A 23,217-nucleotide genomic window follows, 5' to 3' on the forward strand; every position below is an offset into this window, starting at 1 on the left:
ATAGTGGTGACCAAATTCTGGAGTTGGTGACCAAATCCATTAGTTTTTTAGAAGAGAGTGTTGGCTGTCGCCTCTCTGGTGTTCTTCTTGGCTGGCATAAAGAAAGGTCATTGCCATTGAACCTAAAGTCGTACTGGGTTTAATCAGCCACTTTCACACCTAACAAGTTGCGGCAGCCTGACACCAAAAACAACTACGCTCCAGGCGCAGCTGCGCAAGGCATTATATCAGAGTCTGATGAAAGGCCACTTCTGGCCGACTGGAGGGCGCTAGCCTACACTGATGTTGAAATTGGTGCCTGCCATACTCCCTATAACCAAACTCTATAACGGAGGAAAAATGAGCGCGAAGCCAGAGCGAGATGTGGAGAAAGGATATTCGAAGGCAGATTTCGTAGCCAAGCTGCGACGTCTAGCCGACTCCATCGAGAATGGAGAGCGTTTCGTCATTCAGATTGACGGCGAACGCATCTATGTACCGGCGCGTGCAGAATTCACTATTGAACACGAACGCTCAGACGATGAAGAAGAGATTGAATTCCAGATAAAATGGTCTGGGAAATAGTTGGTTTTCTGCCTTGGATCGTCGCACCATTATGGCCGCGTAGTGGTGTTTAACAAAGCGCTGCTGCGGGTCATAGCTGGGCAATGCTCGCATTGGCATTGGCCAGTTATGGGCCGCTGAATTTTGGTTATTGCATCAGCATATTCCAAGCGTCCGCTCCTGCCCCGATGCGGCCATACCGATATTGGCATCTGGGTGTTGGTCAAGAAGGAAGGCGCATGGTGGATCTGTGCCATCCAGAACACCGGCGTTGCTACGGCGTGAATGTGGTTCAGACAATGCCCAGCGATTCATTGAAGTTCGCTCCGGGAAGTTCGCCCCTATCGGGCGGAGCTACCGACACGCCCCTTGAGTCGGGCGTTGGATGACCTGAACACCGAGGAGTCATGAAATGCGAAAACTGATCATGTGGAACCTCATTACACTCGATGGCTACTTCGAGGGGGAAAAGAACTGGGACCTGTCCTGGCACGAACAGGTCTGGGGTGAGGAGCTTGAGCAATTCTCTCTCGATCAGTTGCAGTCAGCCGACATGCTTGTGTTTGGTCGTGTGACCTATGAGGGGATGGCTTCCTATTGGCAGACCGCCACAGGTGCCATTGCCGATTACATGAACAGCCTTCCGAAGGTCGTGTGCTCGCGCACACTCCAGACCGCGGACTGGGTCAATACGAGAATTGTGAACGACAACGTGGCACAGGAATTGGCATCGCTGAAGCAACAGGGCAATGGGAACATGTTCATCTTCGGCAGCGCCGACCTCTCGAAGACGCTGATCAATGAGAAGCTCTTTGATGAGTACCGCATTGCGATCGCACCGGTGATTCATGGCCGCGGGAGGCTTCTGTTCAGTGGTGGACTGACACCACAGGGGCTGCAGTTGCTTGAAGCACGTCCACTTTCCTCTGGCTGCACCATTCTCCGCTATCAGGCTGATGGGACGGCGTGAATACCTGGCCGGAGCCGCGTCATCCAATAACCACTTTCTGAAACCTCCTGCCAGAACCAACGCAATCGGCAGTATCGAGCCCGGCACCCGCCCCGGCCCGAAGATCCCCCTTATCCAGCGCTGCTGGAAAGCTAGATCCAACGGTCGTTCTCGGCGGTCAGCTCTCCCCCTTCGTCACCGGTGTTCTTCACTCCCCTCGGCTCGATCAGCATCATGCGGACTTCCTGCGCGGCGAATGGCTTGTGTTCGACGCCTCTCGGTACGACGTACAGATCCCCCGGCCCCAACTCGACCGCGCCATCTCGAAAGTCGATGCGTAACTCGCCATCCAGTACATAGAACGCCTCATCGGTGTCGTCGTGGCTGTGCCAGACGAAATCGCCCTGGATACGCACCACCTTGAACTGGTAGTCGTTCATCTCGGCGATGACACGGGGCGACCACAGGTCGTCGATCAACGTGCTCTTGCGGGTCGGGCTGATGGCGTGGGTGGGGCGTGATGCGTTCATATGCAGTTCTCCCGTTGGATGAGTCCATGTCGTGCAGCAATTCAGGATTCCAGCAGCCCGCGGCTCACGAGTCTGGAACGATTGTGCAGAAGCCTCAGCCCTGCCCTGCTGCGGTCTGCCCTCGTGGTGTCAGCTACCCAGACAATCCTGCTGCGCCTCGTCCTGGCTGGCCTTGGGCATCAATCGGTCGTCCACGCTGATCACTTTCCAGCCTCAACGAAAGACTGATCGACGCCTGACGATCACAACGGCGCCGGGGATATCCCTGTCACTGAGGGTCGAACATGCGCGGGCCGGGGCCATCCTCCGAGGCAATATCGTCGGGGTTACGCAGCGGACAGGTATTCAGTGACAGGCAGCCACAACCGATACAACCATCGAGTTGATCGCGCAGCTTGGTCAACTTGTCGATGCGCTCATCCAGGTCCTCTCTCCAGCGATCCGATATCTGATGCCATTCCTTCGCGGAGGGCGCGCGCTTTTCCGGCAGGACCGACAGGGCATCATGGATTTCGGCGAGGGGAATGCCCAATCGCTGAGCGATCTTGATCACGGCAACCCGACGCAATACGTCGCGGGCATAGCGTCTTTGATTGCCGGCGTTTCGCCAGCTGTGGATCAGCCCCCGGGTTTCGTAGAAACGCAATGCGGAGACGGCTACCCCGCTGCGTTGCGCAACTTCTCCCACCGAAAGCTGCTTGTGGATCTCATGTTTCCTGCGCTTTTCCATGTTCCAACCTCGAGGCTCTGGTGAAGGAAAGCGCCCGACAGGAGGATCTCCTGCCAGGGCCTTGACCTAAACCAAGGTTTAGATCTCACGCTGTCGCTGTCAACTGTTGGATCAACCGGAGGCGATATGCGTAACCCCACCCACCTTTGCCTTGTCCGAGGGCCATACCAGCAGTGCATGCAATGCGCCTCAGATTGAGGCCAACGCTCCCCTGGTCATCAACCGCCACTCCAATCTGTCGACGTCACCGGCGGCGTTGAAGGCGGTCATCGTGGGGCCTGACTGGAGAGGGAGGCCTGACAGGAGTGAGAGGACAGGCCGGAGGCTTTGCTTTCCTGATGGCGAATACCAGCGTCATCGACTGCATCGATCGTTTCGATTGATATATTTCACTAGAATCATTGTTAGCCAACTAATAATATAAATTCTATCGAAACACACAAAACGAGGACTGCCCCATGAAGATCAAACTGATGACCGCCAGCCTCCTGCTTGCCGCCCTTCCCCTGGCTGCCCAGGCCGATCCGGCGACTGACCGCGCCCTGCAACTCAGCGAGCCGCTGTCAGCCAAGACACAGGTGAACGAGGTCAGCGAACTGCCGAACGACGTGCTGTCCCATGTCATTGCCGGAGGCAGCAGCGACGCCATGGCCAAGGCACAACTCAAGCGCCGTGCCCAGCAACAGGACGCCACCAACATCGAGGTGAACGGTGATCCGCTGAAACTGGCCTGGGATGCTGCTCACTAAGCTCTCCCTCGGCTCAGGGCACTCACACGGTCCTGTACACCTAACGACTTCTCGGCCAGACACAAAGGCCTCCCATTCGGAGGCCTTTTTTGGTGTCACATCATTCATCGCGCTACATCATTCATGGCGTCACATCAGCAGAAACTCAAGGCTCTCGTCAGGGCTCTTGTTCAGGCTCTTGCTTAGGCTCACAGGGCCGGAGGTGTTACTGCATTCTGGCAGAGAACACGACATCAGAACTCGGCATCAGGCTTCTTGAGAGACTCTTCTTGCGCTGGAACGGGGGTTGTACTGTGCTCGTCAGTCTCGATCCACTCCATGAACAGCCGATAGCTGACGGCCAGTAGAACGCCACCGATAAAGAGTCCAACCAGGCCGCCGGTCAGCATTCCACCGATGGCACCAAGCAGCACTATCAGCATCGGAGCATCGACACCACGCCCCAGCAGCAGGGGCTTGAGAACGTTGTCGATCATACCCGCCAGAATCAGGTATATCGTGAAGATGATGTTCATCGTGGTCGAGCCGTCGCCGAGCCACCACAGATAACCGATGACTGGCAACGAGATGAGCAGTGCCGGCAACTGGAGAATGCCGGTGAACAGCGCGATCAGGGCGAGGACACCTGCCGCAGGAATACCTGCCAACAGGAAGCCTACTCCGAGCAGCAGGGCCTGAATGAAGGCCACGCCGATAACACCGATGGCCACTGAACGCACCGTGGCGGTGGAAAGCCTCTGCAGTTGCGGGCCGCGCTCAGGGTCAGTCACGCGGCTGAAGATCCGCCCCAGAGCCCGGCTGCCAGGCTCGGCATAGGCCATCATCACCGCGCCGATGATCAGAGCAGCGAACAGTTCCAGCAGACTGCCTGCGGTGTTGGTCGCCGCGCCGAGAGCCCTTCTTCCCATGTCTCGAAGCAGCTCCTGATTCTGTTCGAGCAGTGCCGGAAGGTTATTGGCGGCTGCCTGCCATGCCGAATAGAGTCGCTCTCCGACAAGAGGCCACTCGGCCACGGCTGGCCTGGGGGGAGGAATAGCGAAAGTCTGGTCGGTGAATGCCGAATAAAGCCCGTGAAGGTGATCTGCGAAGGAAATCCCCAGTAGCACCGTCGGCACTCCGAGCAACAGTAGAATGATGACCACCAGAAGCGTCGAAGCACGCCCTTGACGGCCACCAAGGCGCCTGGCCAACCGCTGATGTACAGGAGCGAGAGCAATGGCCAGAACCAGGCCCCAGATCATCAGGTTGGCAAAGGGCGCAAAGATCCTTACACACATGACCACGAGGAAGACAATCAAACCGATACGGACCAATGCTTCTATAAGATCCCGATTCATCAACTGACGACGTGACGCTTCCTCGGTCCGCATCCTGGACATCCTCCTGATCAAGGGATCCGTGTTCTTCGAATTACTGATTCACTTTAGCCCAGGCCGTCCAGAAGTTCGTTGACGATAAAGAGGTATGCCGCTGGCTGACTTGACAGGTTTCTGCAGCGGATTGGTCTATCGAGCGCTGCGCCTGCTACTGGAGCATCACCCAGGGAGACTCTCGATGCTCTGGCCTACCGCCCCGATATATCGCGTCACCTCACAGTCCCTTGCCGCAGCCGCATACCAACAGCTTCACGGTCATCCAGCCTTGTTCTACGGCTCGTGTGATCCTCTGCTGTCAGCCCGCTCTACCTCAGCGACCCAGGCAAACCCTATGCAATTTCCTCGCAACGCCAGCGCCATCGACTGCGTCGATCGCTTCGATAGATAGGCTTCACTAGAAACACTATTAGCCAACTAATAATATAAATTCTATCGAAACACACAAGACGAGGATTACCCCATGAAGATCAAACTGATGACCGCCAGCCTCCTGCTCGCCGCCCTTCCCCTGGCTGCCCAGGCCGACCCGGCGACTGATCGCGCCCTGCAACTCAGCGAGCCGCTGTCAGCCAAGACACAGGTGAACGAGGTCAGCGAACTGCCGAACGATGTGCTGTCCCAAGTCATTGCCGAAGGCAGCAGCGACGCCATGGCCAAGGCACAACTCAAGCGCCGTGCCCAGCAACAGGATGCCACCAACATCGAAGTGAATGGCGATCCGCTGGAACTGGCCTGGGATGCTGCTCACTAAGCTCTCCCTCGGCTCAGGGCGTTACACGGCCCTGTGAGCTGAACGGCTTCTCCGCCAGACACATAGGCCTCCAACTCGGAGGCCTTTTTGGGTGTCACATCATTCATCGCGTTACATCATTCATGGCGTCACATCAGCAGAAGCTCAAGGCTCTTGTCCGGGCTCCAGTCCGGGCTCTTGTTCAGGCTCTTGCTGAGACCCGCCGGCCTTGCCGGGACCAGGCCCCCTACTCATCGACTTGAAGGCTTCCATGATGTCCATGGGCAGCGGGAAGACGATGGTCGAGGCGTTGCGGTTGCTCATATCGCTCATGGTCTGCAGGTAACGTAACTGCAGCGCTGCCGAGTTCTCGGACATTACATTGGCCGCTTCGACCAGTTTCTTCGAGGCCTGCAGTTCCCCTTCGGCATGAATCACCTTGGCGCGCCTTTCGCGCTCGGCCTCGGCCTGACGGGCGATGGCGCGAATCATGCTTTCATCGAGATCAACGTGCTTGATCTCGACATTGGCCACCTTGATCCCCCAGGACTCCGCCGAACTATCGATGATCTCCTGAATATCGTCGTTGAGCTTGTCACGCTCGGAGAGCATTTCATCGAGGTCATGCTTACCCAACACCGAACGCAGCGTGGTCTGCGCCAGCTGACTGGTGGCGGTAACGAAGTGCTCGACCTGAATGATCGCCTTTTCGGCATCGACGACACGAAAGTACAACACGGCATTGACGCGTACGGTGACGTTGTCCTTCGAGATCACATCCTGCTCGGGCACATCCATGGTGATCACGCGCAGGTCGACTATCTGCATCTTCTGAACCAGTGGAATGATGATCACCAACCCCGGCCCCTTGACGGCCTGAAATCGCCCGAGAAAGAACACCACGCCACGCTTGTATTCCGGCAGGATGCGAATCGATGCCGCGATCAGCAGCAGTATCAGCACCACCGGAACGAGCCAGGAAATAAACATCTTCAACCTCCTTGCGACACAACATGCTCGATGTCGACCGGTATCAGCGTTCTGGTAGGGCGTCGGCCGGCTTCACCTCAACGGTAAGCCCGTCGATGGCCACCACCGTCAGCCGTTGCCCCTGCTTCACCGGCACTGATGTGCGTGCATTCCAGCGTTCACCGTGAAACCGCACATGGCCATTGCCGGTGAAGTCATTCAGCGCGATGGCCTCGGCGCCGATCATCTCTTCCTCACCAATGCGCACACGGCGTCGACGTAGTGACAGAAAGCGCATGACGACCCATAGCATGACCCCGGAGGCCACCAGCGCCACACCGCCGATCAGTGGTAGTGATACCGACATTTGACGATCATCCATCAGAATGACTGAGCCGAAGACAAAGGCAGCAATACCGCCGAAACCGAGAATGCCGAAACTGGGCATCAACGCCTCGCCGATGATCAGCGCCAGTCCCAGTACGACCAGCGCCAGGCCGGCATAACTGACCGGCAACCCCTGAAAGGCGTACAGCGCCAGCAGCAAGCAGATGGCACCGATCACACCTGGCACCATGGCCCCCGGATTGATCAGCTCGAAGATCAGGCCATAGATGCCGATGATCATCAGCAGATAGGCCACGTTGGGATTGGTGATGACCGACAACAACTCAGTCCGCCAATCCGGATCGAAACGCTCGATGTGCAGCCCTGCGGTGTTCAGTTGGCGCTCACCATCGGCCATGACCACTGTCCGTCCATCCACCTGGGTCAGCAGATCGTTGAGATCCGTCGCCAGTACTTCGATGACGTTGCGTTCCAGCGCCTCACTGGCGGTCAGGTTGACCGCCTCACGCACCGCGAGCTCGGCCCATTCAGCATTTCGATCATGGCGTTGAGCCAGACTGCGGATGGTGGCCACGGCGTCTTCGAGCGTCTTTCGCTCCATGGCCGTCGCGCCACGACGCTTGTCATCTCCATTCTGCTCGCCGCCCGCACTCTCACTATCGGTACCTTCGCCATTGGCACCCTCGCCATCAGCACCTTCGCCTTCTGCGTTGCGGTCTTCGGCTGTGTTGTTCTCAGCGCCCCTGCTCGTTGAATCATCTGGGGCAGCGTCCTGCTCCTCCTGCTCCGGCTCCCCACCGCCGATGTCCGGCAGCCCTCCGATCTGGACGGGAGTCGCTGAGCCAAGATGAGTAGCCGGTGCCATGGCGGCCACGTGGCTGGCATACAGCAGATAGGTACCGGCACTGGCAGCCCGTGCCCCGCTGGGCGAAACATAGACGGCCACCGGTACTTCAGCGGAGAGCATCGCCTGGATCATGTCACGCATGGAGGCATCCAGGCCGCCAGGGGTATCGAGTTGCAGAACCATCAGCTCCGCAGATCGCTCCTCGGCCATTTCGATTCCGCGCTGAAAGTAGTCGCTGGTGGCGGGGCCAATGGCACCATCAATCGTCAGCACCAATGCCTGACCAGAGCGGTCCCCCGCGGGTTCCTGCTCGGCCCACGCCAGCATCGCCAAGCCAAGAGCAAACAACAGGCTCAACAGCGATACCATCAAGTTCAGCGAACGAAGCCCTGGCGCCGACATGGCTACCTCCTGGACATGAAAGGGCTACTTTTACTGTAGTTGATCCCCTTCCTTGTCACCGTGCCCAGCCACTACGATTCGGCGTACCGTTCACGGGAATTCGGGCCTGGCGGGCGGGGAAATTTCAATGACCGGTTTCAGGAGACACAGCATGGAGCGATTCACGGGTGGCTGCCTGTGCGGCAACGTCCGAATTGTGGCATCGGGACACCCATATCGGGTTGGCATCTGCCATTGCCTCGACTGCCGCAAGCACCATGGAGCCCTGTTCTACGCATCGGCAGTGTTCCCACAGGAAGCGGTGACGATCGAGGGCGAGACACGCGACTATGCTGGGCGATTCTTCTGCCCCAGCTGCGGCTCGTCGATCTTCGCTCGCAACGCAGATGAGGTCGAAGTGCACCTCGGATCCCTGGATGCTCCTGACCAGTTGATGCCAACCTACGAGAGCTGGGCCATTCGTCGCGAGTCCTGGTTGCCAGTGTTTCCTCTGATGAGGCGCTACGAGCGTGATCGCGATACTACGGGTCGCCTTGAGGAGTAGGTCAACCAAAGAGCAGGTCAACCGGCAAGCGAGGGAGGATAACGATGGCCAACCACAAGATCTTCACCATGGCCTTTGCCAGGGTCTACCCGCTTTATATTCAGAAGGCGGAGCGCAAGAATCGTACGAAGGAGGAAGTCGATCAGGTCATCTGCTGGCTGACTGGCTACGATCCGGCAGGGCTGCAGCAACAGATCGACCAGCAGAACGACTTCGCGACCTTCTTTGCCGAGGCCCCGGCGCTTCACCCCAACCGTTCGCTGATCAAGGGGGTGGTGTGCGGTGTCCGCGTAGAGGAGATCGAGGATCCCCTCATGCAGCAGATACGCTACCTGGACAAGCTGATTGACGAGTTGGCCAGGGGCAAGTCCATGGACAAGATTCTGCGTCAATGATTGCTGGCCACAAGTCCCTGGCGCCTGCTCCGCAGCAGGCAACGTCTCCATCAGCGAGGATACATCGTGATATAAAGAGCCTTTCAGACAAGGAGCATGTTCTGTGGGTAAACTCTTTTCCCTTATCGTGATCGCCGGCCTGGCCTATGGTGGGCTCTATTTCTACTACGGCATGAGCATCCAGGGGCTGATCGAGGAGCAGGTCGACGACTTCGGGCTGGGTGGTCTCGAGGTGCAAGGCGTGCAGTACGATCTGATGGCTCCGTTGAAGACCGAGACCAACGTCTCCGCCAATGTCATCTACCGCGGTGCCGAGGCCACGCTTGATATTCGTGTCCATGGCCACCCGGTGTTTTCCGATGAAGTACAGCTCGAACTGGGCGGCCTGCAGGCCTTGCAGGTAACGATCGGCGCCGGCAACTAGACGTTACTGGATCTAGACGTTACTGGATCGCCAGACCCCACTCTTTAGATACCCAGGGGTGCCCGGAATGAACTGCCGCGCACTCCTTTAAAAACCCTTCTTTTCCCTGCACTTTCTCCTATCCTCCAGTTTTCTTCCTGCTGCGTTCGGTAAAGACAGTCGAACTCCCCTAAAAGAAGCATGTCGCCTCCTTCTTTGTGGGTTTACAGTGTGGTGGTCAAACATCATGAACTTGATCACGGAAGGATACGGTCATGAATACCCCTGTGACACTACTGACCTCTGCGCTCATTACCCTGAGCCTGACGGGGCCGGTATATGCCTCCAACGAGCAAAACTCCACGGAGACCAGCACGCTCAAGCATGACGAGATCGTCACGATCCTCGAGACGCATGCCGAAAATCCCCCTTCGAGCTTCAATGACTTTCTGCAGCAGGTCGGCGGCGAGTCCGACAACACTGCCCTGCAGTCAGCCATCAATGGCTATCTGGAAGGTGAAGCACTCGAAGGCGACGATTTCACCAACCTCTACCGTCTACTGGGCATCTATACCCGCTTGAATTACGGCGATGACGTTGTGGATCTGCTCGGTGAGATGGTCGCTGTCCCCACCGCGAAGAGTGGCGACACTCCGCAATACGAGAACCCGGGTATCACTCAGTTCGGTGAACTGGTCAAAGCCAAGGCCGAAGAGTTCGGACTCGAGTTTCGCAACGTAGACGACCGCATCTTCGTGGTCGAGCTCCCCGGCAGTACAGAGGAAGCCTTCGGCATCCTGACCCACGGTGATACCGTGCCGGCCGCCGACACCTGGACGCTGGACGATGGCACCGAGCTCAACCCGCTCGAGATGACCCTCAAGGATGGCCGCCTGTATGGTCGCGGCACCGAGGATGACAAGGCCTCGATTGCGGCAGCCCTGTATGCCATGAAGACCATCCGAGAGAATGACGTGCCATTGCAGCGCACCATTCGCCTGATGATCGAGACCACCGAGGAAACCGGTGGCGAAGGCTTCGCCTACTACCAGCAAAGCAACGAGCTGCCGGAGTACAACATCGTGCTCGATAGCGGTTACCCGGCGGTGATCGCGGAGAACGGTTTCGGCACCATCGACACCTACTTCCCGCGCGTGGAAGGCAGCGGCGAAGGCCCCGAAATCATTGAGGTCACCGGTGGCCTGGCCAGTAACCAGATTCCCGAGACATCCGTGGCCACCATTCAGGCCGACGATCCTGAAGCGCTGAGTACCACGCTGCGCGCCGAAGGCGAGGCCTATGTCGAGGCCAATGGTGGTGACTTCCAGGTGACTTCTGAGGTCGAGGGTGATCTGGTGCAACTGACCGTCAGCGGCAAGTCTGCCCACTCTTCGAAGCCCGATTCCGGCCTCAACCCTGTGCCGCGGTTGGCCGGTCTGCTGGCCGAGTCCGACGTGCCCTTCCGCGAGAACCATTACACCGCGGCAATGGATTATCTGAACGACAACTACGGGCTGGATTACCACGGTGAGAAGCTCGGCGTCGCCTATCAGCATGACTTCATGGGACCGTTACTGGTCTCCCCGACCTTCCTCGAGCTGACCGACGATCAACTGCATATTGCCGTGAACGTGCGCGCACCGGTTGGTGAACGCTCGCCGGAAGAGCTGGCCAGCGCAATCAGCGACCACATCAGCGCCTATGCCGACGAGCAGGGAGTTGAGATGGAGGTCGAAGTGGGTATCCGCGACTGGATGCTGCGTGATCCCCAGGGGGCCTGGCTGCAGACCCTGCTGAATATCTTCGGCGATACCACCGGCCTGCCAGCGGATCCGGTTTCCTCGGCAGGAAGCACGACCGCCAAGCTGCTGCCCAACGCCATCAACTTCGGCCCCTCGATGCCCGGCGAACCCTACACCGGCCATACTTCCGAGGAGTTCAAGAAGGTGGATAACCTGATGCTCGATATCCAGATGTTTACCGAGATGTTTGCGCGTATCGGCAATCAGCCTCAGTTGGATTGAGACCAGTTGGATTGAGACCATCTGTATCGAGACCACCATCGCTGGCCGCCTTCACGGCGGCCAGCAACCTTCGGACGCTCAGGCTGGCTCCGCCTGTTCGACTCCGTAGCGCTCGATGACTTCCTGCAGCGTGACATGCCCCATGCAAGCTCCCGATCCCGACAGCATCTGGCCGCTTTCCAAAGCAGTGGCGTATTTCACGGCAGGATCCTCCTCCAGACGTTGACGAAGTGCTGCCAGGCCTGGCCACCTCTGCTTGTCCGCCACCTCAAGAAACTCCAGCCAGCGAGCAATCCCGATCAGCAGAGCATCCGCCAGCGTGGGGCGCTCACCGAGTAGAAAAGTGCCGTCGCCGAGCATGCCTTCCAGCCTGTCGTGACGCTCGATGACCTGTTCTCGTCCCCACTCACGCAGCATCGATTGCAGGACGGGGTTGGGCGTCTCCATCTCCAGTGCCACCCACAGCGGGCTGAAGGCAGCAGTAAAGCCGGTGTTCACGAAGCCCATCAACTGGTGCATGCGATCGGCGTCCGGTGAGCGCGGGTCGAAACTTATCCGACGCTGGTCATCTCGGGCCTCCAGCCAACCGGCAATCGCCATGGTTTCACTCAGCACCCGACCGTCATCAGTGATGAAGGCCGGCGTTTCATGCCGAGGATTGATCCGCGCATAGGATGGATCACGCATCTCGCCCAGCATATCTACGCGGCACAGACGGTAAGGCTTGCCCAGCCATTCCAGCGCCGCAACGAGTCCCATTGAGCTTCCGGCGGGGAAGCCATAGAGTAGAATCGGTTCCATCAATCCAGTCTCCCAGGTTATCAGGGTTGAGATGCTGCGCAGCTGGATCGACTCTACTCGCTTGCTCCCGCAAGTAAATTACGCACTTTTTTGTTACCAGGAGTCACCGATGAAAGACCTGGTCTCCCGCTGCCCCATCGAGGAAGTCATGCAGGTATTGAGTGGCCGCTGGCCTACTCTGCTGATCTATTACCTGCAGGAAGGAACGAAACGCTTCGGCGAGCTGCGCCGAGACAACCCCACCATTTCACACCGGATGCTGACACTGGAGCTACGCAAGCTGCAGGAGGCCGGCATTGTCGAACGCACAGAATTCGAAGGGTATCCCTTGCGAGTGGAGTACAACCTGACACCCGCCGGCCATCAGCTTGTCCCACTGATCGATGCTCTGGGAGACTGGTGGGAGACCCATACCAGCGCAGATGTCCACGAAGTCCTGTAGGCATGGTCAACCTTCCAAAAGTGCAGAGAAAAAGTGCAGAGAAAAGTACAGAAAAAAGGAGACATATGACGGGCACGCCGCCGGACCGCACAGGAGCCCCGGTCGACTCGCTGTGAGCTGACCGGAAAGCCCCCAGGCGCCCTCACTCCGCAGATCCGACGGTGGTTCCCGGTTTCCCTGGTCAGGCGCCGGCAGCGAAACCCGTCCGACGGATTCCGCCGCCAGTTGTCGAGATTCCCGTACCGAGGCCCGGGAACGGTTCAGCTCGCGGGAGCGGGATACCAGCGCGAGATATCGTCCAGCACCCGGCGCAGGTGACTGGCGATGGCCGCTGCGATCATTCCTCCGATCACCGTCAGATGCTCGAACGCAAAGAACAACGCCACCCGAGCCTCGTCACCGGAGAGCTTCCAGAACTGGTGAACGACAACAATGGTCAGTACGAGGAATACGGACAGCGCCGCCGCCCCCAGCCACAGCAGGCGATCGAGCAGCACCAGCATGGCGGCCAGCAGCAAGGTGGTGGCAACGGCAGTATTGAACAGCCAGGCGGGCTCCAGACCTGCGGCACGCATCTCATCCATACCGCCCTGAGGATCCAGCACTCTGGCCAGGCCGGAGACGATGAACATCAGCGCCAACAGCAGGCGGGCCATTCGCCACAGCCAACGGCTATCCAGTGTTTCCTCGAGGAATAAACGCATGTCCTTTCGCTCCTGATCGAGAAGTCCGATGCCAACAGACATCAAGCCTCATGGACGGCTGCCATCGGAATTCAGTTTGTGGAGCGCTGGACTATAGGACCTGAAGCTAACTTGAGGTCAAGGGCCGTATCCATGTGGCGATACAGGCGTCGCCCGGCGGCATCAATTGATCGTCTTCGCACAGAAAGATAATATACGTTTCATATACACACCATATATCGAGACCATCATGGGTATCGTCAAGATTTCCGAAGACATGCACGAGGCACTACGTATGGCCAGCCAGGCACTCGGGCGGTCGATCAATGCGCAGGCAGAACACTGGATGCGAGTGGGCATGCTCGCCGAGCTACATCCCGAGCTTGATCATCGCGACATCAGCCGCATGCTGATTCGTGCCGAGTACGAGGGCGGCCTGGATCTGCTGGCCCTGGCAGGAGGGAAAGACGTTGTAGGAACAGCGGGGAAAGACGAAGTCGAGACGAATCGCACAACACGCAGGAAGGTGGCTGTCCATGAGTGATCGCATCCAGGTTCGCTCGGCTCGGGACCGCGAACTGGCCAGCAATGCCGCCCGCATGGCCGCTGAAGTACTGGCCATGATCACGCCCTGGGTGAAGCCCGGCATCACCACCGAGGAGCTGGACCGGATCTGCCATGACTACATCGTCGACACCCTGGGCGCCATCCCGGCCAACCTGGGTTACCACGGTTATACGAAGACCACCTGCATCTCGATCAACCACGTGGTCTGCCACGGTATTCCTTCAGACAAGACCCTCATCAAGGACGGAGATATCATCAATATCGATGTCGCCCTGGTGAAGGACGGCTGGCACGGCGATACCAGCCGCATGTACCTGGCCGGCAAGGTCTCGCGCAAGGCCCACCGATTGGTGAAGGCAGCCTACGAGGCCATGTGGGCGGGTATTGACATGGTGCGTCCCGGCGCCACCCTCGGCGATGTCGGTCATGCCATCGAGCAGACGGCACGCCAGTATGGCTACAGTTCGGTGAAGGACTACTGCGGCCACGGCATCGGCCGTATCTATCATGATGAGCCTCAGGTGCTGCACTACGGTAAAGCCGGCACCGGCCTCGAGCTGAAACCGGGCATGCTGTTCACCATCGAGCCGATGATCAATGCCGGCAAGCATCTCACACGGACCCTCAGCGATAACTGGACCGTGGTGACCCGGGATCGCTCGCTTTCCGCGCAGTGGGAGCACATGGTACTGGTGACCGAGACAGGCCATGAGGTGCTGACAGCCTGGCCGGATGACCCTGCCGAGTATCATGCGCTGGCCGCTGAGTAGCCCTGATGACCCCGTTTCCCGAACGAGACCGTCTTGTCGTATTGTCCGGCTGCTCCGGTGGCGGCAAATCATCGATACTCGAAGAGCTGGCACGGCGTGGCTACGCGACGGTGGAGGAGCCCGGCAGACGCATCGTTAAAGCGGAAACCGACCCAGCCAGCATACGTCTGCCGTGGAACAGTCTGGCCGGTTTCAGCCAGGCGGCAATCGAGCTGGCACTGGATGATTACCAACGCGCCCTGGACACGCCAGGTCTGGTGTTCTTCGACCGCGGGTTGATCGATGCGTTGCTGGCCTTGCAGCATGCTACCGCGCAACCTCCCTCCGATGATTTCCTCAACCCCCGGCGCTATCATCGCCTCGTCTTCCTTACCCCACCCTGGGAGCAGATCTACGTTGCCGATGCCGAGCGCCGTCATGCCTTCGCCGAGGCAACCAGAGAGTATGAGCGGTTGGTCGAAGGCTATCCGACCCTCGGCTACGATGTATCGATCCTTCCCAGAACCGATATCGCGACCCGTGCTGATATCGTACTGGAGCGCTTGGCAGCAGCAACACAGGAGTAAGTCATTGGTGAATATCGCAAGACCAGACAAGGCCGATCATCTGAAGCTGCTGGAGGTCTGGGAGGCATCCGTGCGCGCCACTCATGACTTTCTTGCCGAAGAGGATCTCCTCGCCCTGAAACCGTTGATCCTGGAACAGTACCTTGATGCCGTGGAACTGACCTGCGCCAGAGACACCCATGGCGAGATTGTCGGGTTCTCGGGCGCCCTGGACGGTAATCTGGAAATGCTGTTTGTCGCCCCTCAGGCGCGAGGAACCGGCATCGGCTCCCGACTGGTCCGCCATGCCATCGACCACCAGGGGATCGCCAGGGTAGACGTTAACGAACAGAACGAGCAGGCGCTGGCCTTCTACCGACACATCGGGTTTCAGATCACGGGACGCTCGCCACTCGACGGCCAGGGCAAGCCCTACCCCCTTCTACACATGGCCTTGACGAACATGTGATCCCCGTCCAGCGAAGGGATTCTCCTCCAGCTGGGCAACAAACTATAGTTAACGCGATCCTCTGAAGATTCTCCTACTCTTATTCCGGAAGTTCTCCAGGACCCTGTGAGGCTTCAACATCCCATTCCATATCAATGTATGGAGGATCGCGCCATGCCCAACAACATGCAATTGAGTCGCGTCATCAGGGCGCCGGCTGAACGTATCTATCGAGCCTTTCTCGACCAGAACATCCTCGTCAAGTGGAACCCACCCCATGGCTTCGTCGCCAGGGTAGATGAATTTGATCCGCGGGAAGGAGGACGCTTTCGCATGTCCTTCATCAATATCTCGACCGGCACCGAGCATAGCTTCGGTGGGAGCTACCTGGAGTTGGTGCCCAACCAGCGCATCCGCAGTACTGACAGTTTCGATGATCCCGGCCTGCCAGGCAGCATGGAATTGCTGGTCGAGTTGCAGGAATCCCCCGTCGGTACGGTGGTACAGATATCCCAGAGCGGCATCCCTGACGAGATTCCCATCGAGGCCTGTCACCTGGGTTGGCAGGAGTCTCTGCAACTGCTGGCCCTGCTGGTGGAAGCCGAAATACCCGATGGCTGAAACGTATGACGACATGAAAAGCCTGATCGTATGCACAGTAACCTAAGCGGCAAAAGCTCTAGAATCGGCATCTACCACCATGTTTCAACACTCGATATCCCCTCAGAATTACAGCAACAATACAAAATGAGGTATTGCTTATATTAATGACACGGTGTATCCCTTTCATTTTGAATCAATGCAGCTACTCCCTTCGAGGCATTGGCGATCCAGGCAAAAGATGGCCTCCTGAAGAGAAGATGAGTATTTCACGCATTTGACGTTACAATTCGCAAGAAAAATCCGCCCGTATTTACTGGGGATTCGCCACACAAGTTACCAAGAGTTACGCAAGAATCAGCCCCGAAGAGGGAGACGATGGGAACGGATTTCCCGTCGCTTGTTGCAGTCACGAGGATCTCTATACTCGCCGTCGAGGTGATATAGCTGCTTTGCCTCGTAACGAGTGTGTATCGCTCGACTGCTTTAACCAGGGAGGTTAACGTGATGTTTTCAAGCCGACTTCCACGCACTCTGGGCCCTTGGCCCGGATGCCTGGCAGCAACACTGGCTCTGGCAATTTCGGCACCTGCGCTTGCTCAGGACAACGAGACTGCCGGAAATTCCAGCCCTCAGACCGACAAGCCCAATATTCTGGTGCTGTGGGGCGATGATATCGGCCAATCCAATATCTCTGCCTATACCCGCGGCTTGATGGGTTACCACACACCCAACATCGACCGTATTGCCGAAGAAGGCATGATGTTCACCGACTACTATGGTGAGCAGTCGTGTACTGCGGGTCGATCCTCATTCATCACCGGCCAGAGCGTGTTCCGTACCGGCCTGTCCAAGGTCGGCATGCCAGGCGCCGAGCAGGGCATCAATGTCGAGGATCCGACCATCGCCACCGTGCTCAAGGCACAGGGCTATGCCACCGGTCAGTTCGGCAAGAACCACCTCGGTGATCGCGACGAACACCTGCCGACCAATCACGGCTTCGACGAATTCTTCGGCAACCTGTATCACCTCAATGCCGAGGAAGAGCCGGAACTGGCGGACTACCCAGGCGACATGGTACTGGCGGATGGCCGCACCTTCCGTGAGGCCTTTGGCCCCCGTGGTGTCATTCATTCCTATGCCGACGGCGAGATCGAGGACACAGGTCCTCTGACCCGCAAGCGCATGGAAACCATCGATGATGAGACCACAGAAGCGGCACTGGACTTCATCGATCGCAAGACTGAAGAAGGCACTCCCTGGTTTGTGTGGTGGAACGCCACTCGCATGCACTTCCGTACTCACGTCAAGGATGAGCTGCGCGGTATCTCCGGCCAGAACGAATACGCCGACGGCATGGTCGAACACGACCGTCATGTGGGTCTGTTCCTCGACAAGCTGGACGAACTGGATATCTCCGACAACACCATCGTCTTCTACTCCACTGATAATGGCCCGCACATGAACAGCTGGCCGGATGCGGGTATGACACCGTTCCGTGGCGAGAAGAACACCAACTGGGAAGGCGGCTGGCGAGTGCCTGCCATGGTGCGCTGGCCCGGACATATCGAGGCTGACAGCGTCTCCAACGACATCATGCATCACATGGACTGGTTGCCGACTCTGGCTGCCATCGCCGGTGATGACCACGTCAAGGAAGATCTGCTGGAAGGTGCCGAGCTCAATGGTCGTGACTACCGTGTCCACCTGGATGGCTACAATTTCCTGCCGTACCTGACTGGCGAGACAGAAGAGTCACCGCGTCATGAGGTCTTCTACTTCTCCGATGATGGTGATCTGACCGCACTGCGCTACGATGACTGGAAGCTGATCTTCATGGAGCAGCGTGCCGCAGGGACTCTGCAGGTCTGGATGAACCCCTTCACGCCGCTGCGTGTGCCGCTGATGTTCAACCTGCGTCGCGACCCGTACGAGCGTGCCCAGATCACATCCAACACCTACTATGATTGGATGATGGATCATGCATTCTTCATGGTTCCGGCCCAGGCTTACGTGAAGCGGTTCCTCGACACCTTCCAGGAATATCCGCCACGCATGAAGGCCGCCAGCTTCAGTCTTGATAACGTGCTGGAGTCTCTCAGTACTCCCGCCAATCAGTAAACGGCTTGGCATCAGGTCGCTCCCCCGGGAGCGGCCTGATGCCATCCTCCCATAACCGTCAGTCGCACAGCGGCTTAAGGATGAAAGCCCATGAAACGCCTCCCCTGTGTCATGCTCGCCCTTGTCAGCTCCAGCCTGACGGCCACTGTACTGGCTGACCCCTTACCTTCCTGGAACGAAGGCGACAACAAGTCGGCGATCATGGATTTCGTCGAGGCGACCACCGATCCCGCCAGTGATGACTTCGTTCCCCAGCAACAGCGCATCGCGGTATTCGACAACGATGGCACCCTGTGGTCGGAACAGCCCATGTACTTCCAGCTCAGCTACGCCCTGCAGCGTGCGTCGGAAGCTGATGAAGAGGCACTGGATACACCGGTCAAGAAGGCGGCGGCCGAGGGTGATCTCAAGACAGTCATGGAAGCAGGCAATGAAGGCCTGCTCGAAGTAGTGTCCATTTCCCACTCTGGTATCAGCGTGGACGATTTCCAGGACGATGTTCGCGACTGGCTGGCCAGTGCCACCCACCCGAACACCGACCGTTTCTATACCGACATGGTCTTTCAGCCGATGCTCGAGTTGTTGAGTTATCTGCGTGATGAAGGCTATCAGACCTATATCGTTTCCGGCGGTGGCGTCGACTTCATGCGCGCCTTCGCCAGCGAGGCCTACGGCGTTCCGCCCGAGAACATCATCGGCAGCATCGGCGATACCGAGGTGGTGGACAACGACGGCGAGCTGGAGCTGATCAAGCAGCCGGGGGTGACCTTCATCGATGACGGCAACGGCAAGCCGCTAGCCATCCAGCGCCATATCGGCCAGCGCCCGACCATCGCTGTCGGCAATTCCGATGGTGATGTGCCGATGCTGCGCTATACCACAGAAGCTGATGGCCCCCGGTTGGGCGTACTGCTTCACCACACCGACGGCGAACGTGAATATGCCTATGACAGTGACAGCTCCTTCGGTCGACTGGATCAGGGCCTGGAACAGGCGGCAACCGATGACTGGACGGTCATCGACATGGCCCAGGACTGGCGCACCGTCTATCAGGAGGCACCATGAGCACTCGTGATGATATCACCGCGCTGGAAGCCGCTATCGGTGAATCCATCATCGGACAACGGCAGGTCATTAGACGCCTGCTGATCGGGTTGCTGGCCAACGGCAACCTGTTGCTCGAAGGCCTCCCGGGGCTGGCCAAGACCCGTGCCATCAAGGCCATGTCTCGCCATCTGGAGGCAGACTTCAGCCGTATCCAGTTCACGCCGGACCTGCTGCCCTCCGATGTCACCGGCAGCGAGATCTATCACCAGAGCGAAGCCGGCTCGGTGTTCCGCTTCAACCCCGGCCCACTGTTCGCCAACCTGGTACTGGCCGACGAGATCAACCGTGCGCCGGCCAAGGTGCAATCGGCGCTGCTGGAAGCCATGGAGGAGCGTCAAGTCACCGTCGCTGGCACCACCCACAAGATGCCCGACCTGTTCATGGTACTGGCGACCCAGAACCCAGTTGAGCAGGAAGGCACCTACCCGTTGCCCGAAGCTCAGCTCGACCGCTTCCTGATGCACGTACTGATTACCTACCCGAGTGTCGAGGACGAAGTCGAGGTGGTGCGCCTGGTCAGGCGTGAGGAAGCTGCCGCGCAACATCGCGAGGAGCCACGCCCGGAACCACAGCAGATCTCGCAGCAGTCGATCTTCGCCGCTCGTCGAGAGATTGCCGAGATGCACGTCGCCGAGCCGGTCGAGCGCTATATCGCCGACCTGGTCAACGCCACACGCTACCCTCAGCAGGTGTCCGAGGAGCTGGGCCGCTGGCTGGAGCTGGGAGCCAGCCCGCGTGCCAGTCTCGCCCTCGATCGTTGCAGCCGAACCTGTGCCTGGCTGGCCGGTCGAGACTATGTCGACCCGAACGATGTCCAGGAGGTAGTGCACGACGTGCTGCGCCACCGCCTTGGTCTCAGCTTCGAGGCGCAGGGGGAAGGCATCAGCGCCGACGCTGTCATCGACGAGTTGCTGAGTCGGGTGGCGTTGCCCTGACCTCCGGCCCGGGGAATCGCGAGATGAGTCACTGCGCAGTACCGCTCCACGCTGCGTGAATGCCAGACATTGGTCAGGGAGATAGCCAGACGATGCGCTCCATCAGCGCCCGACAACGTGCCGGTGTCCTCAGCGCCACTGAGCCGGCCACCGATACGGACTATCGAATCCATGTCGATCTGGCTCGGCTGCGATCACTGGAGGCTCACGGCCAGACACTGCACCTGCTGCCCCGCCAACCCGCGCGCAGCGTGCTCAATGGCCGCCATGGCTCACGGCTGCGTGGACGCGGCCTCGACTTTCTCGAACTGCGCGGCTACCTGCCTTCGGATGATATCCGCAGCATCGATTGGCGTGTCACCGCCCGCACCGGCGAGCCGCATGTACGCGTCTTCACCGAAGAGCGCGACCGCCCTACCTTGCTGGTCATCGATCAACGCATGTCGATGTTCTTCGGTACGCGCCACGCCATGAAGTCGGTCACGGCAGCGGAAACCGCAGCACTGTTGTCTTTCGCCGTACTTGCCCAGAATGATCGTATCGGCGGGTTGGTGGTTCGCGACGATGGCATCGATGAAGTCCGCCCAGCCTGCTCCCGTGCCACTCTAATGCGTCTGCTCAGCCACATCGCCGACGCCAACCAGCAACTGCACGCCGAGCGCGAGGCTCCGGCGCCGACATCGCTGGATGATGTACTGACGTCCGTTTCGCGACTGGCCAGGCGCGATCATCTGATCATCGTGCTCAGCGACTTCGATGTCATCGGCCCGCGCAGCGAGCGGCTACTGTCGTCCCTGAGCCGCCACAACGATATCGTGCTGGCTCCGGTAGTCGACCCCTTCGCCGAGTACGACCTGCCCAGGGATCTACGCCTGGTGGTGACCGACGGCGACCTCCAGGCCACCTTCGACACCTCGGATGACGCCGTGCGTGCTGCCCTGGAATCCGTTACCGCTCAGCGTCACGAGCAACTCATCAGTTGGCAACGCAAGTTCGGCCTGAACCTCGCGCCGCTCAGCACCAGTGAACCGGCCCTACCCCAACTGCGCCGACTGTTGGGCCTGCAGCGCCGGTCGCTGCCTGGTCAACTGAGCAGCAACGCCAATACCCGCCCGGGAGACCAGCATGACCGCTGAAACCAGCCCTCCCGACATGCCGATGATGCTGCCCGAGATGGTCGATCAGCTGTCACCACCCCCGGTGCCGGAGCAGATCAGTTGGATGCCCCAGACCTGGGGCTGGGCGATGATTGCCGCCATCCTGGTGATACTGCTGGCCAGTTGGGCCTGGCGCCGTTGGCGACGCTGGAAGGCCAATGCCTATCGTCGCGAGGCTCTGGCCGAACTCGAGCAACGCCTGTCGCGCGACGAAGGCGTATCGGCGTTGGCCGAGATAGTGCGACGCACTGCGCTGGTGGCATTCCCTCGCCAGCAGGTCGCCAACCTGCGCGGGGAAGAGTGGGCCGCATTTCTGGATCGCACCTTGCCCGGTAAACAGCCGCGCTTCGCCGGATCCATGGGTGAATTGCTGACGACGGGGCCCTATCGACCCAGCGAGTCCATCGATGAGACTGAGCTGGACCGTCTGACCCGGCTGGTACGCGAGTGGATTCGACGCCATCGCCCGACCAGCGTGGCCGACAGCATGCCCCTGGAGGCGCCATGATCGAACTGGCCAACCCCTGGGCGCTGCTCGCACTTCCGCTGCCGTTGTTGGTGATGTGGCTGATACCGCCCCATCGCGAGCGCCTGCCGGCCACACGCCTGCCCTTCTTCCAGCGCCTGGTCGATGCCGCCGGCATCACCCCCGCCAGTGGTGCGATCATTCCGGCACGCAGCCTATGGACCACGCTGATCGGTCTGCTGTGCTGGGCGCTGATCGTACTGGCACTGACCAATCCTCAACGTGTCAGTGACCCGATCAGCTGGGAAACCGCGGCACGCGACCTGATTCTTGCCGTGGATATCTCCGGCTCCATGGACGAGAAGGACTTTGCCGGCGAAGGCGATGACGACCTGCAACGCCTCGCCGGGGTCAAACATGTCATCGCCGACTTCCTCGACAAGCGCGAGGGCGAGCGACTGTCGCTGATCGTCTTCGGCACTCGGGCCTTCGTCCAGGCCCCGCTGACCGAAGATCTAGAGACTCTCCAGGATCTGCTCGACAGTACCGAGGTCGGCATGGCCGGTCCACATACTGCTCTCGGCGATGCCATCGGCCTGGCGATTCGCCAGTTCGAGGCCAGCGATGTCGAACAGCGTCTGCTGATCCTGCTCAGTGATGGCGCCGATACCGGAAGCCGCATGGATCCGATCAACGCCGCCCAGATTGCGGCTGACCGTGGAGTACGCATCGTCACCATCGCCATCGGCGACCCCGATGGCAGCGGCGAGAACCGTGTCGACCAGGCCACCCTGGAAGCCATTGCCCAGCGCACCGATGGCGCCTTCTTCAATGCCACCGACCAGCAAGCCCTGGAGCAGGTCTATGCCCGTATCGATGAACTCGCGCCACGCAAGGTCGACAGCCAGAGTTACCGCGAGAAACGTTCGCTGGCGCACTGGCCCCTCGGAGCTGCGGCCATCATCATTCTGTTGGTCCTGATGGGGCGTATTGGGCAAGCCAGGTTGAGGCATCGTTCATGATGGAGAGGAGTCAT

The 23,217-nt window shown here is 59.0% G+C and carries 27 protein-coding genes; 20 read left to right on the forward strand and 7 right to left on the reverse strand.

The window, feature by feature from the left end; genetic code table 11:
• The first annotated feature begins 339 nt into the window (after nucleotides 1–339).
• Together BUE38_RS08845 and BUE38_RS08850 are read left to right on the forward strand one after the other, a co-directional pair.
• Nucleotides 340–564, forward strand: coding sequence for an amphi-Trp domain-containing protein (locus BUE38_RS08845; protein ID WP_073435074.1), 225 nt, complete (start codon nucleotides 340–342; stop codon nucleotides 562–564).
• A 391-nt stretch (nucleotides 565–955) separates the two neighbouring features.
• A complete protein-coding gene (locus BUE38_RS08850) occupies nucleotides 956–1,513 on the forward strand; it encodes a dihydrofolate reductase family protein (protein ID WP_073434845.1) in 558 nt (185 codons plus the stop codon).
• 131 nt (nucleotides 1,514–1,644) lie between these two features.
• On the opposite strand, the gene BUE38_RS08855 is transcribed toward BUE38_RS08850, so the two are convergent.
• Both BUE38_RS08855 and soxR read right to left on the reverse strand, forming a co-directional pair.
• On the reverse strand, nucleotides 1,645–2,022 hold the full coding sequence (locus BUE38_RS08855; protein WP_073434846.1) for a cupin domain-containing protein: 378 nt from the start codon (nucleotides 2,020–2,022) through the stop codon (nucleotides 1,645–1,647).
• A 268-nt stretch (nucleotides 2,023–2,290) separates the two neighbouring features.
• Entirely contained in the window at nucleotides 2,291–2,752 is a 462-nt protein-coding gene (gene soxR, locus BUE38_RS08860; protein WP_073434847.1) for a redox-sensitive transcriptional activator SoxR, read from the reverse strand.
• 458 nt (nucleotides 2,753–3,210) lie between these two features.
• Here soxR and BUE38_RS08865 point away from each other — a divergent pair, with 458 nt between their 5' ends.
• Nucleotides 3,211–3,501 carry a hypothetical protein gene (locus BUE38_RS08865; RefSeq protein WP_073434848.1) on the forward strand — a complete coding sequence of 97 codons (291 nt, stop codon included), beginning with the start codon at nucleotides 3,211–3,213 and terminating at the stop codon, nucleotides 3,499–3,501.
• 233 nt (nucleotides 3,502–3,734) lie between these two features.
• Here the strand turns inward: BUE38_RS08865 and BUE38_RS08870 are convergent, their stop codons facing one another.
• Complete coding sequence (locus tag BUE38_RS08870; RefSeq protein WP_073434849.1) at nucleotides 3,735–4,871, reverse strand: AI-2E family transporter; 1,137 nt, start codon at nucleotides 4,869–4,871, stop codon at nucleotides 3,735–3,737.
• 466 nt (nucleotides 4,872–5,337) lie between these two features.
• On the opposite strand from BUE38_RS08870, the gene BUE38_RS08875 reads away from it, so the two are divergent.
• Nucleotides 5,338–5,628 carry a hypothetical protein gene (locus BUE38_RS08875; protein WP_073434850.1) on the forward strand — a complete coding sequence of 97 codons (291 nt, stop codon included), beginning with the start codon at nucleotides 5,338–5,340 and terminating at the stop codon, nucleotides 5,626–5,628.
• Nucleotides 5,629–5,772: 144 nt separating this feature from the next.
• On the opposite strand, the gene BUE38_RS08880 is transcribed toward BUE38_RS08875, so the two are convergent.
• Together BUE38_RS08880 and BUE38_RS08885 are read right to left on the reverse strand one after the other, a co-directional pair.
• On the reverse strand, nucleotides 5,773–6,597 hold the full coding sequence (locus BUE38_RS08880) for a slipin family protein (RefSeq protein WP_073434851.1): 825 nt from the start codon (nucleotides 6,595–6,597) through the stop codon (nucleotides 5,773–5,775).
• A 43-nt stretch (nucleotides 6,598–6,640) separates the two neighbouring features.
• Nucleotides 6,641–8,173 (reverse strand): NfeD family protein, encoded by a 1,533-nt coding sequence (locus BUE38_RS08885; protein WP_073434852.1) that lies wholly within the window; start codon nucleotides 8,171–8,173, stop codon nucleotides 6,641–6,643.
• Between the two features lie 151 nt (nucleotides 8,174–8,324).
• Here BUE38_RS08885 and BUE38_RS08890 point away from each other — a divergent pair, with 151 nt between their 5' ends.
• The 4 genes from BUE38_RS08890 (at nucleotide 8,325) to BUE38_RS08905 (ending at nucleotide 11,539) form a co-directional block, all read left to right on the forward strand.
• Nucleotides 8,325–8,717, forward strand: coding sequence for a GFA family protein (locus BUE38_RS08890; protein WP_073434853.1), 393 nt, complete (start codon nucleotides 8,325–8,327; stop codon nucleotides 8,715–8,717).
• A 44-nt stretch (nucleotides 8,718–8,761) separates the two neighbouring features.
• Complete coding sequence (locus tag BUE38_RS08895) at nucleotides 8,762–9,112, forward strand: DUF2200 domain-containing protein (protein ID WP_073434854.1); 351 nt, start codon at nucleotides 8,762–8,764, stop codon at nucleotides 9,110–9,112.
• 103 nt (nucleotides 9,113–9,215) lie between these two features.
• Nucleotides 9,216–9,536: a hypothetical protein gene (locus BUE38_RS08900; RefSeq protein ID WP_073434855.1), complete on the forward strand. Its 321-nt coding sequence runs from the start codon at nucleotides 9,216–9,218 to the stop codon at nucleotides 9,534–9,536.
• Between the two features lie 254 nt (nucleotides 9,537–9,790).
• The gene (locus tag BUE38_RS08905) at nucleotides 9,791–11,539 is read left to right on the forward strand and encodes a dipeptidase (protein ID WP_073434856.1); all 1,749 of its coding nucleotides are present in this window, start codon (nucleotides 9,791–9,793) and stop codon (nucleotides 11,537–11,539) included.
• A 78-nt stretch (nucleotides 11,540–11,617) separates the two neighbouring features.
• Here BUE38_RS08905 and BUE38_RS08910 read toward each other — a convergent pair whose 3' ends face one another.
• Nucleotides 11,618–12,340, reverse strand: a complete 723-nt coding sequence (locus BUE38_RS08910; RefSeq protein WP_073434857.1) for a glutathione S-transferase family protein — start codon at nucleotides 12,338–12,340, stop codon at nucleotides 11,618–11,620.
• A 109-nt stretch (nucleotides 12,341–12,449) separates the two neighbouring features.
• On the opposite strand from BUE38_RS08910, the gene BUE38_RS08915 reads away from it, so the two are divergent.
• Nucleotides 12,450–12,782 carry a winged helix-turn-helix transcriptional regulator gene (locus BUE38_RS08915; protein WP_073434858.1) on the forward strand — a complete coding sequence of 111 codons (333 nt, stop codon included), beginning with the start codon at nucleotides 12,450–12,452 and terminating at the stop codon, nucleotides 12,780–12,782.
• Nucleotides 12,783–13,042: 260 nt separating this feature from the next.
• Here BUE38_RS08915 and BUE38_RS08920 read toward each other — a convergent pair whose 3' ends face one another.
• Nucleotides 13,043–13,486, reverse strand: a complete 444-nt coding sequence (locus BUE38_RS08920) for a DoxX family protein (protein ID WP_073435075.1) — start codon at nucleotides 13,484–13,486, stop codon at nucleotides 13,043–13,045.
• A 229-nt stretch (nucleotides 13,487–13,715) separates the two neighbouring features.
• Between BUE38_RS08920 and BUE38_RS08925 the strand changes: the two genes are divergently transcribed.
• From BUE38_RS08925 to BUE38_RS08975, 11 genes are all read left to right on the forward strand, one after another.
• Complete coding sequence (locus tag BUE38_RS08925) at nucleotides 13,716–14,009, forward strand: ParD-like family protein (protein ID WP_073434859.1); 294 nt, start codon at nucleotides 13,716–13,718, stop codon at nucleotides 14,007–14,009.
• A complete protein-coding gene (map, locus tag BUE38_RS08930) occupies nucleotides 14,002–14,802 on the forward strand; it encodes a type I methionyl aminopeptidase (protein WP_073434860.1) in 801 nt (266 codons plus the stop codon). Before BUE38_RS08925 ends, map begins: the two co-directional genes overlap by 8 nt.
• Before the next feature lie 5 nt (nucleotides 14,803–14,807).
• Nucleotides 14,808–15,368 carry an AAA family ATPase gene (locus BUE38_RS08935; RefSeq protein ID WP_073434861.1) on the forward strand — a complete coding sequence of 187 codons (561 nt, stop codon included), beginning with the start codon at nucleotides 14,808–14,810 and terminating at the stop codon, nucleotides 15,366–15,368.
• 7 nt (nucleotides 15,369–15,375) lie between these two features.
• Nucleotides 15,376–15,816, forward strand: coding sequence for an acetyltransferase (locus tag BUE38_RS08940; protein ID WP_073435076.1), 441 nt, complete (start codon nucleotides 15,376–15,378; stop codon nucleotides 15,814–15,816).
• A gap of 153 nt (nucleotides 15,817–15,969) precedes the next feature.
• Nucleotides 15,970–16,416 (forward strand): SRPBCC family protein, encoded by a 447-nt coding sequence (locus BUE38_RS08945; protein ID WP_073434862.1) that lies wholly within the window; start codon nucleotides 15,970–15,972, stop codon nucleotides 16,414–16,416.
• Between the two features lie 486 nt (nucleotides 16,417–16,902).
• Nucleotides 16,903–18,516, forward strand: a complete 1,614-nt coding sequence (locus tag BUE38_RS08950; protein WP_073434863.1) for an arylsulfatase — start codon at nucleotides 16,903–16,905, stop codon at nucleotides 18,514–18,516.
• Nucleotides 18,517–18,606: 90 nt separating this feature from the next.
• Complete coding sequence (locus tag BUE38_RS08955) at nucleotides 18,607–19,581, forward strand: HAD family hydrolase (protein ID WP_143166257.1); 975 nt, start codon at nucleotides 18,607–18,609, stop codon at nucleotides 19,579–19,581.
• Nucleotides 19,578–20,558, forward strand: coding sequence for an AAA family ATPase (locus BUE38_RS08960; protein ID WP_073434864.1), 981 nt, complete (start codon nucleotides 19,578–19,580; stop codon nucleotides 20,556–20,558). Before BUE38_RS08955 ends, BUE38_RS08960 begins: the two co-directional genes overlap by 4 nt.
• A 92-nt stretch (nucleotides 20,559–20,650) precedes the next feature.
• Nucleotides 20,651–21,694 (forward strand): DUF58 domain-containing protein, encoded by a 1,044-nt coding sequence (locus tag BUE38_RS08965; RefSeq protein ID WP_073434865.1) that lies wholly within the window; start codon nucleotides 20,651–20,653, stop codon nucleotides 21,692–21,694.
• A complete protein-coding gene (locus BUE38_RS08970) occupies nucleotides 21,684–22,223 on the forward strand; it encodes a DUF4381 domain-containing protein (RefSeq protein WP_084541839.1) in 540 nt (179 codons plus the stop codon). Before BUE38_RS08965 ends, BUE38_RS08970 begins: the two co-directional genes overlap by 11 nt.
• Complete coding sequence (locus BUE38_RS08975; RefSeq protein ID WP_073434866.1) at nucleotides 22,220–23,203, forward strand: VWA domain-containing protein; 984 nt, start codon at nucleotides 22,220–22,222, stop codon at nucleotides 23,201–23,203. The genes BUE38_RS08970 and BUE38_RS08975 overlap by 4 nt, the downstream gene beginning before the upstream one ends.
• The last annotated feature ends 14 nt before the right edge of the window (nucleotides 23,204–23,217 follow it).

Source organism: Halomonas cupida (genome assembly GCF_900142755.1).
GTDB lineage: Bacteria > Pseudomonadota > Gammaproteobacteria > Pseudomonadales > Halomonadaceae > Halomonas > Halomonas cupida.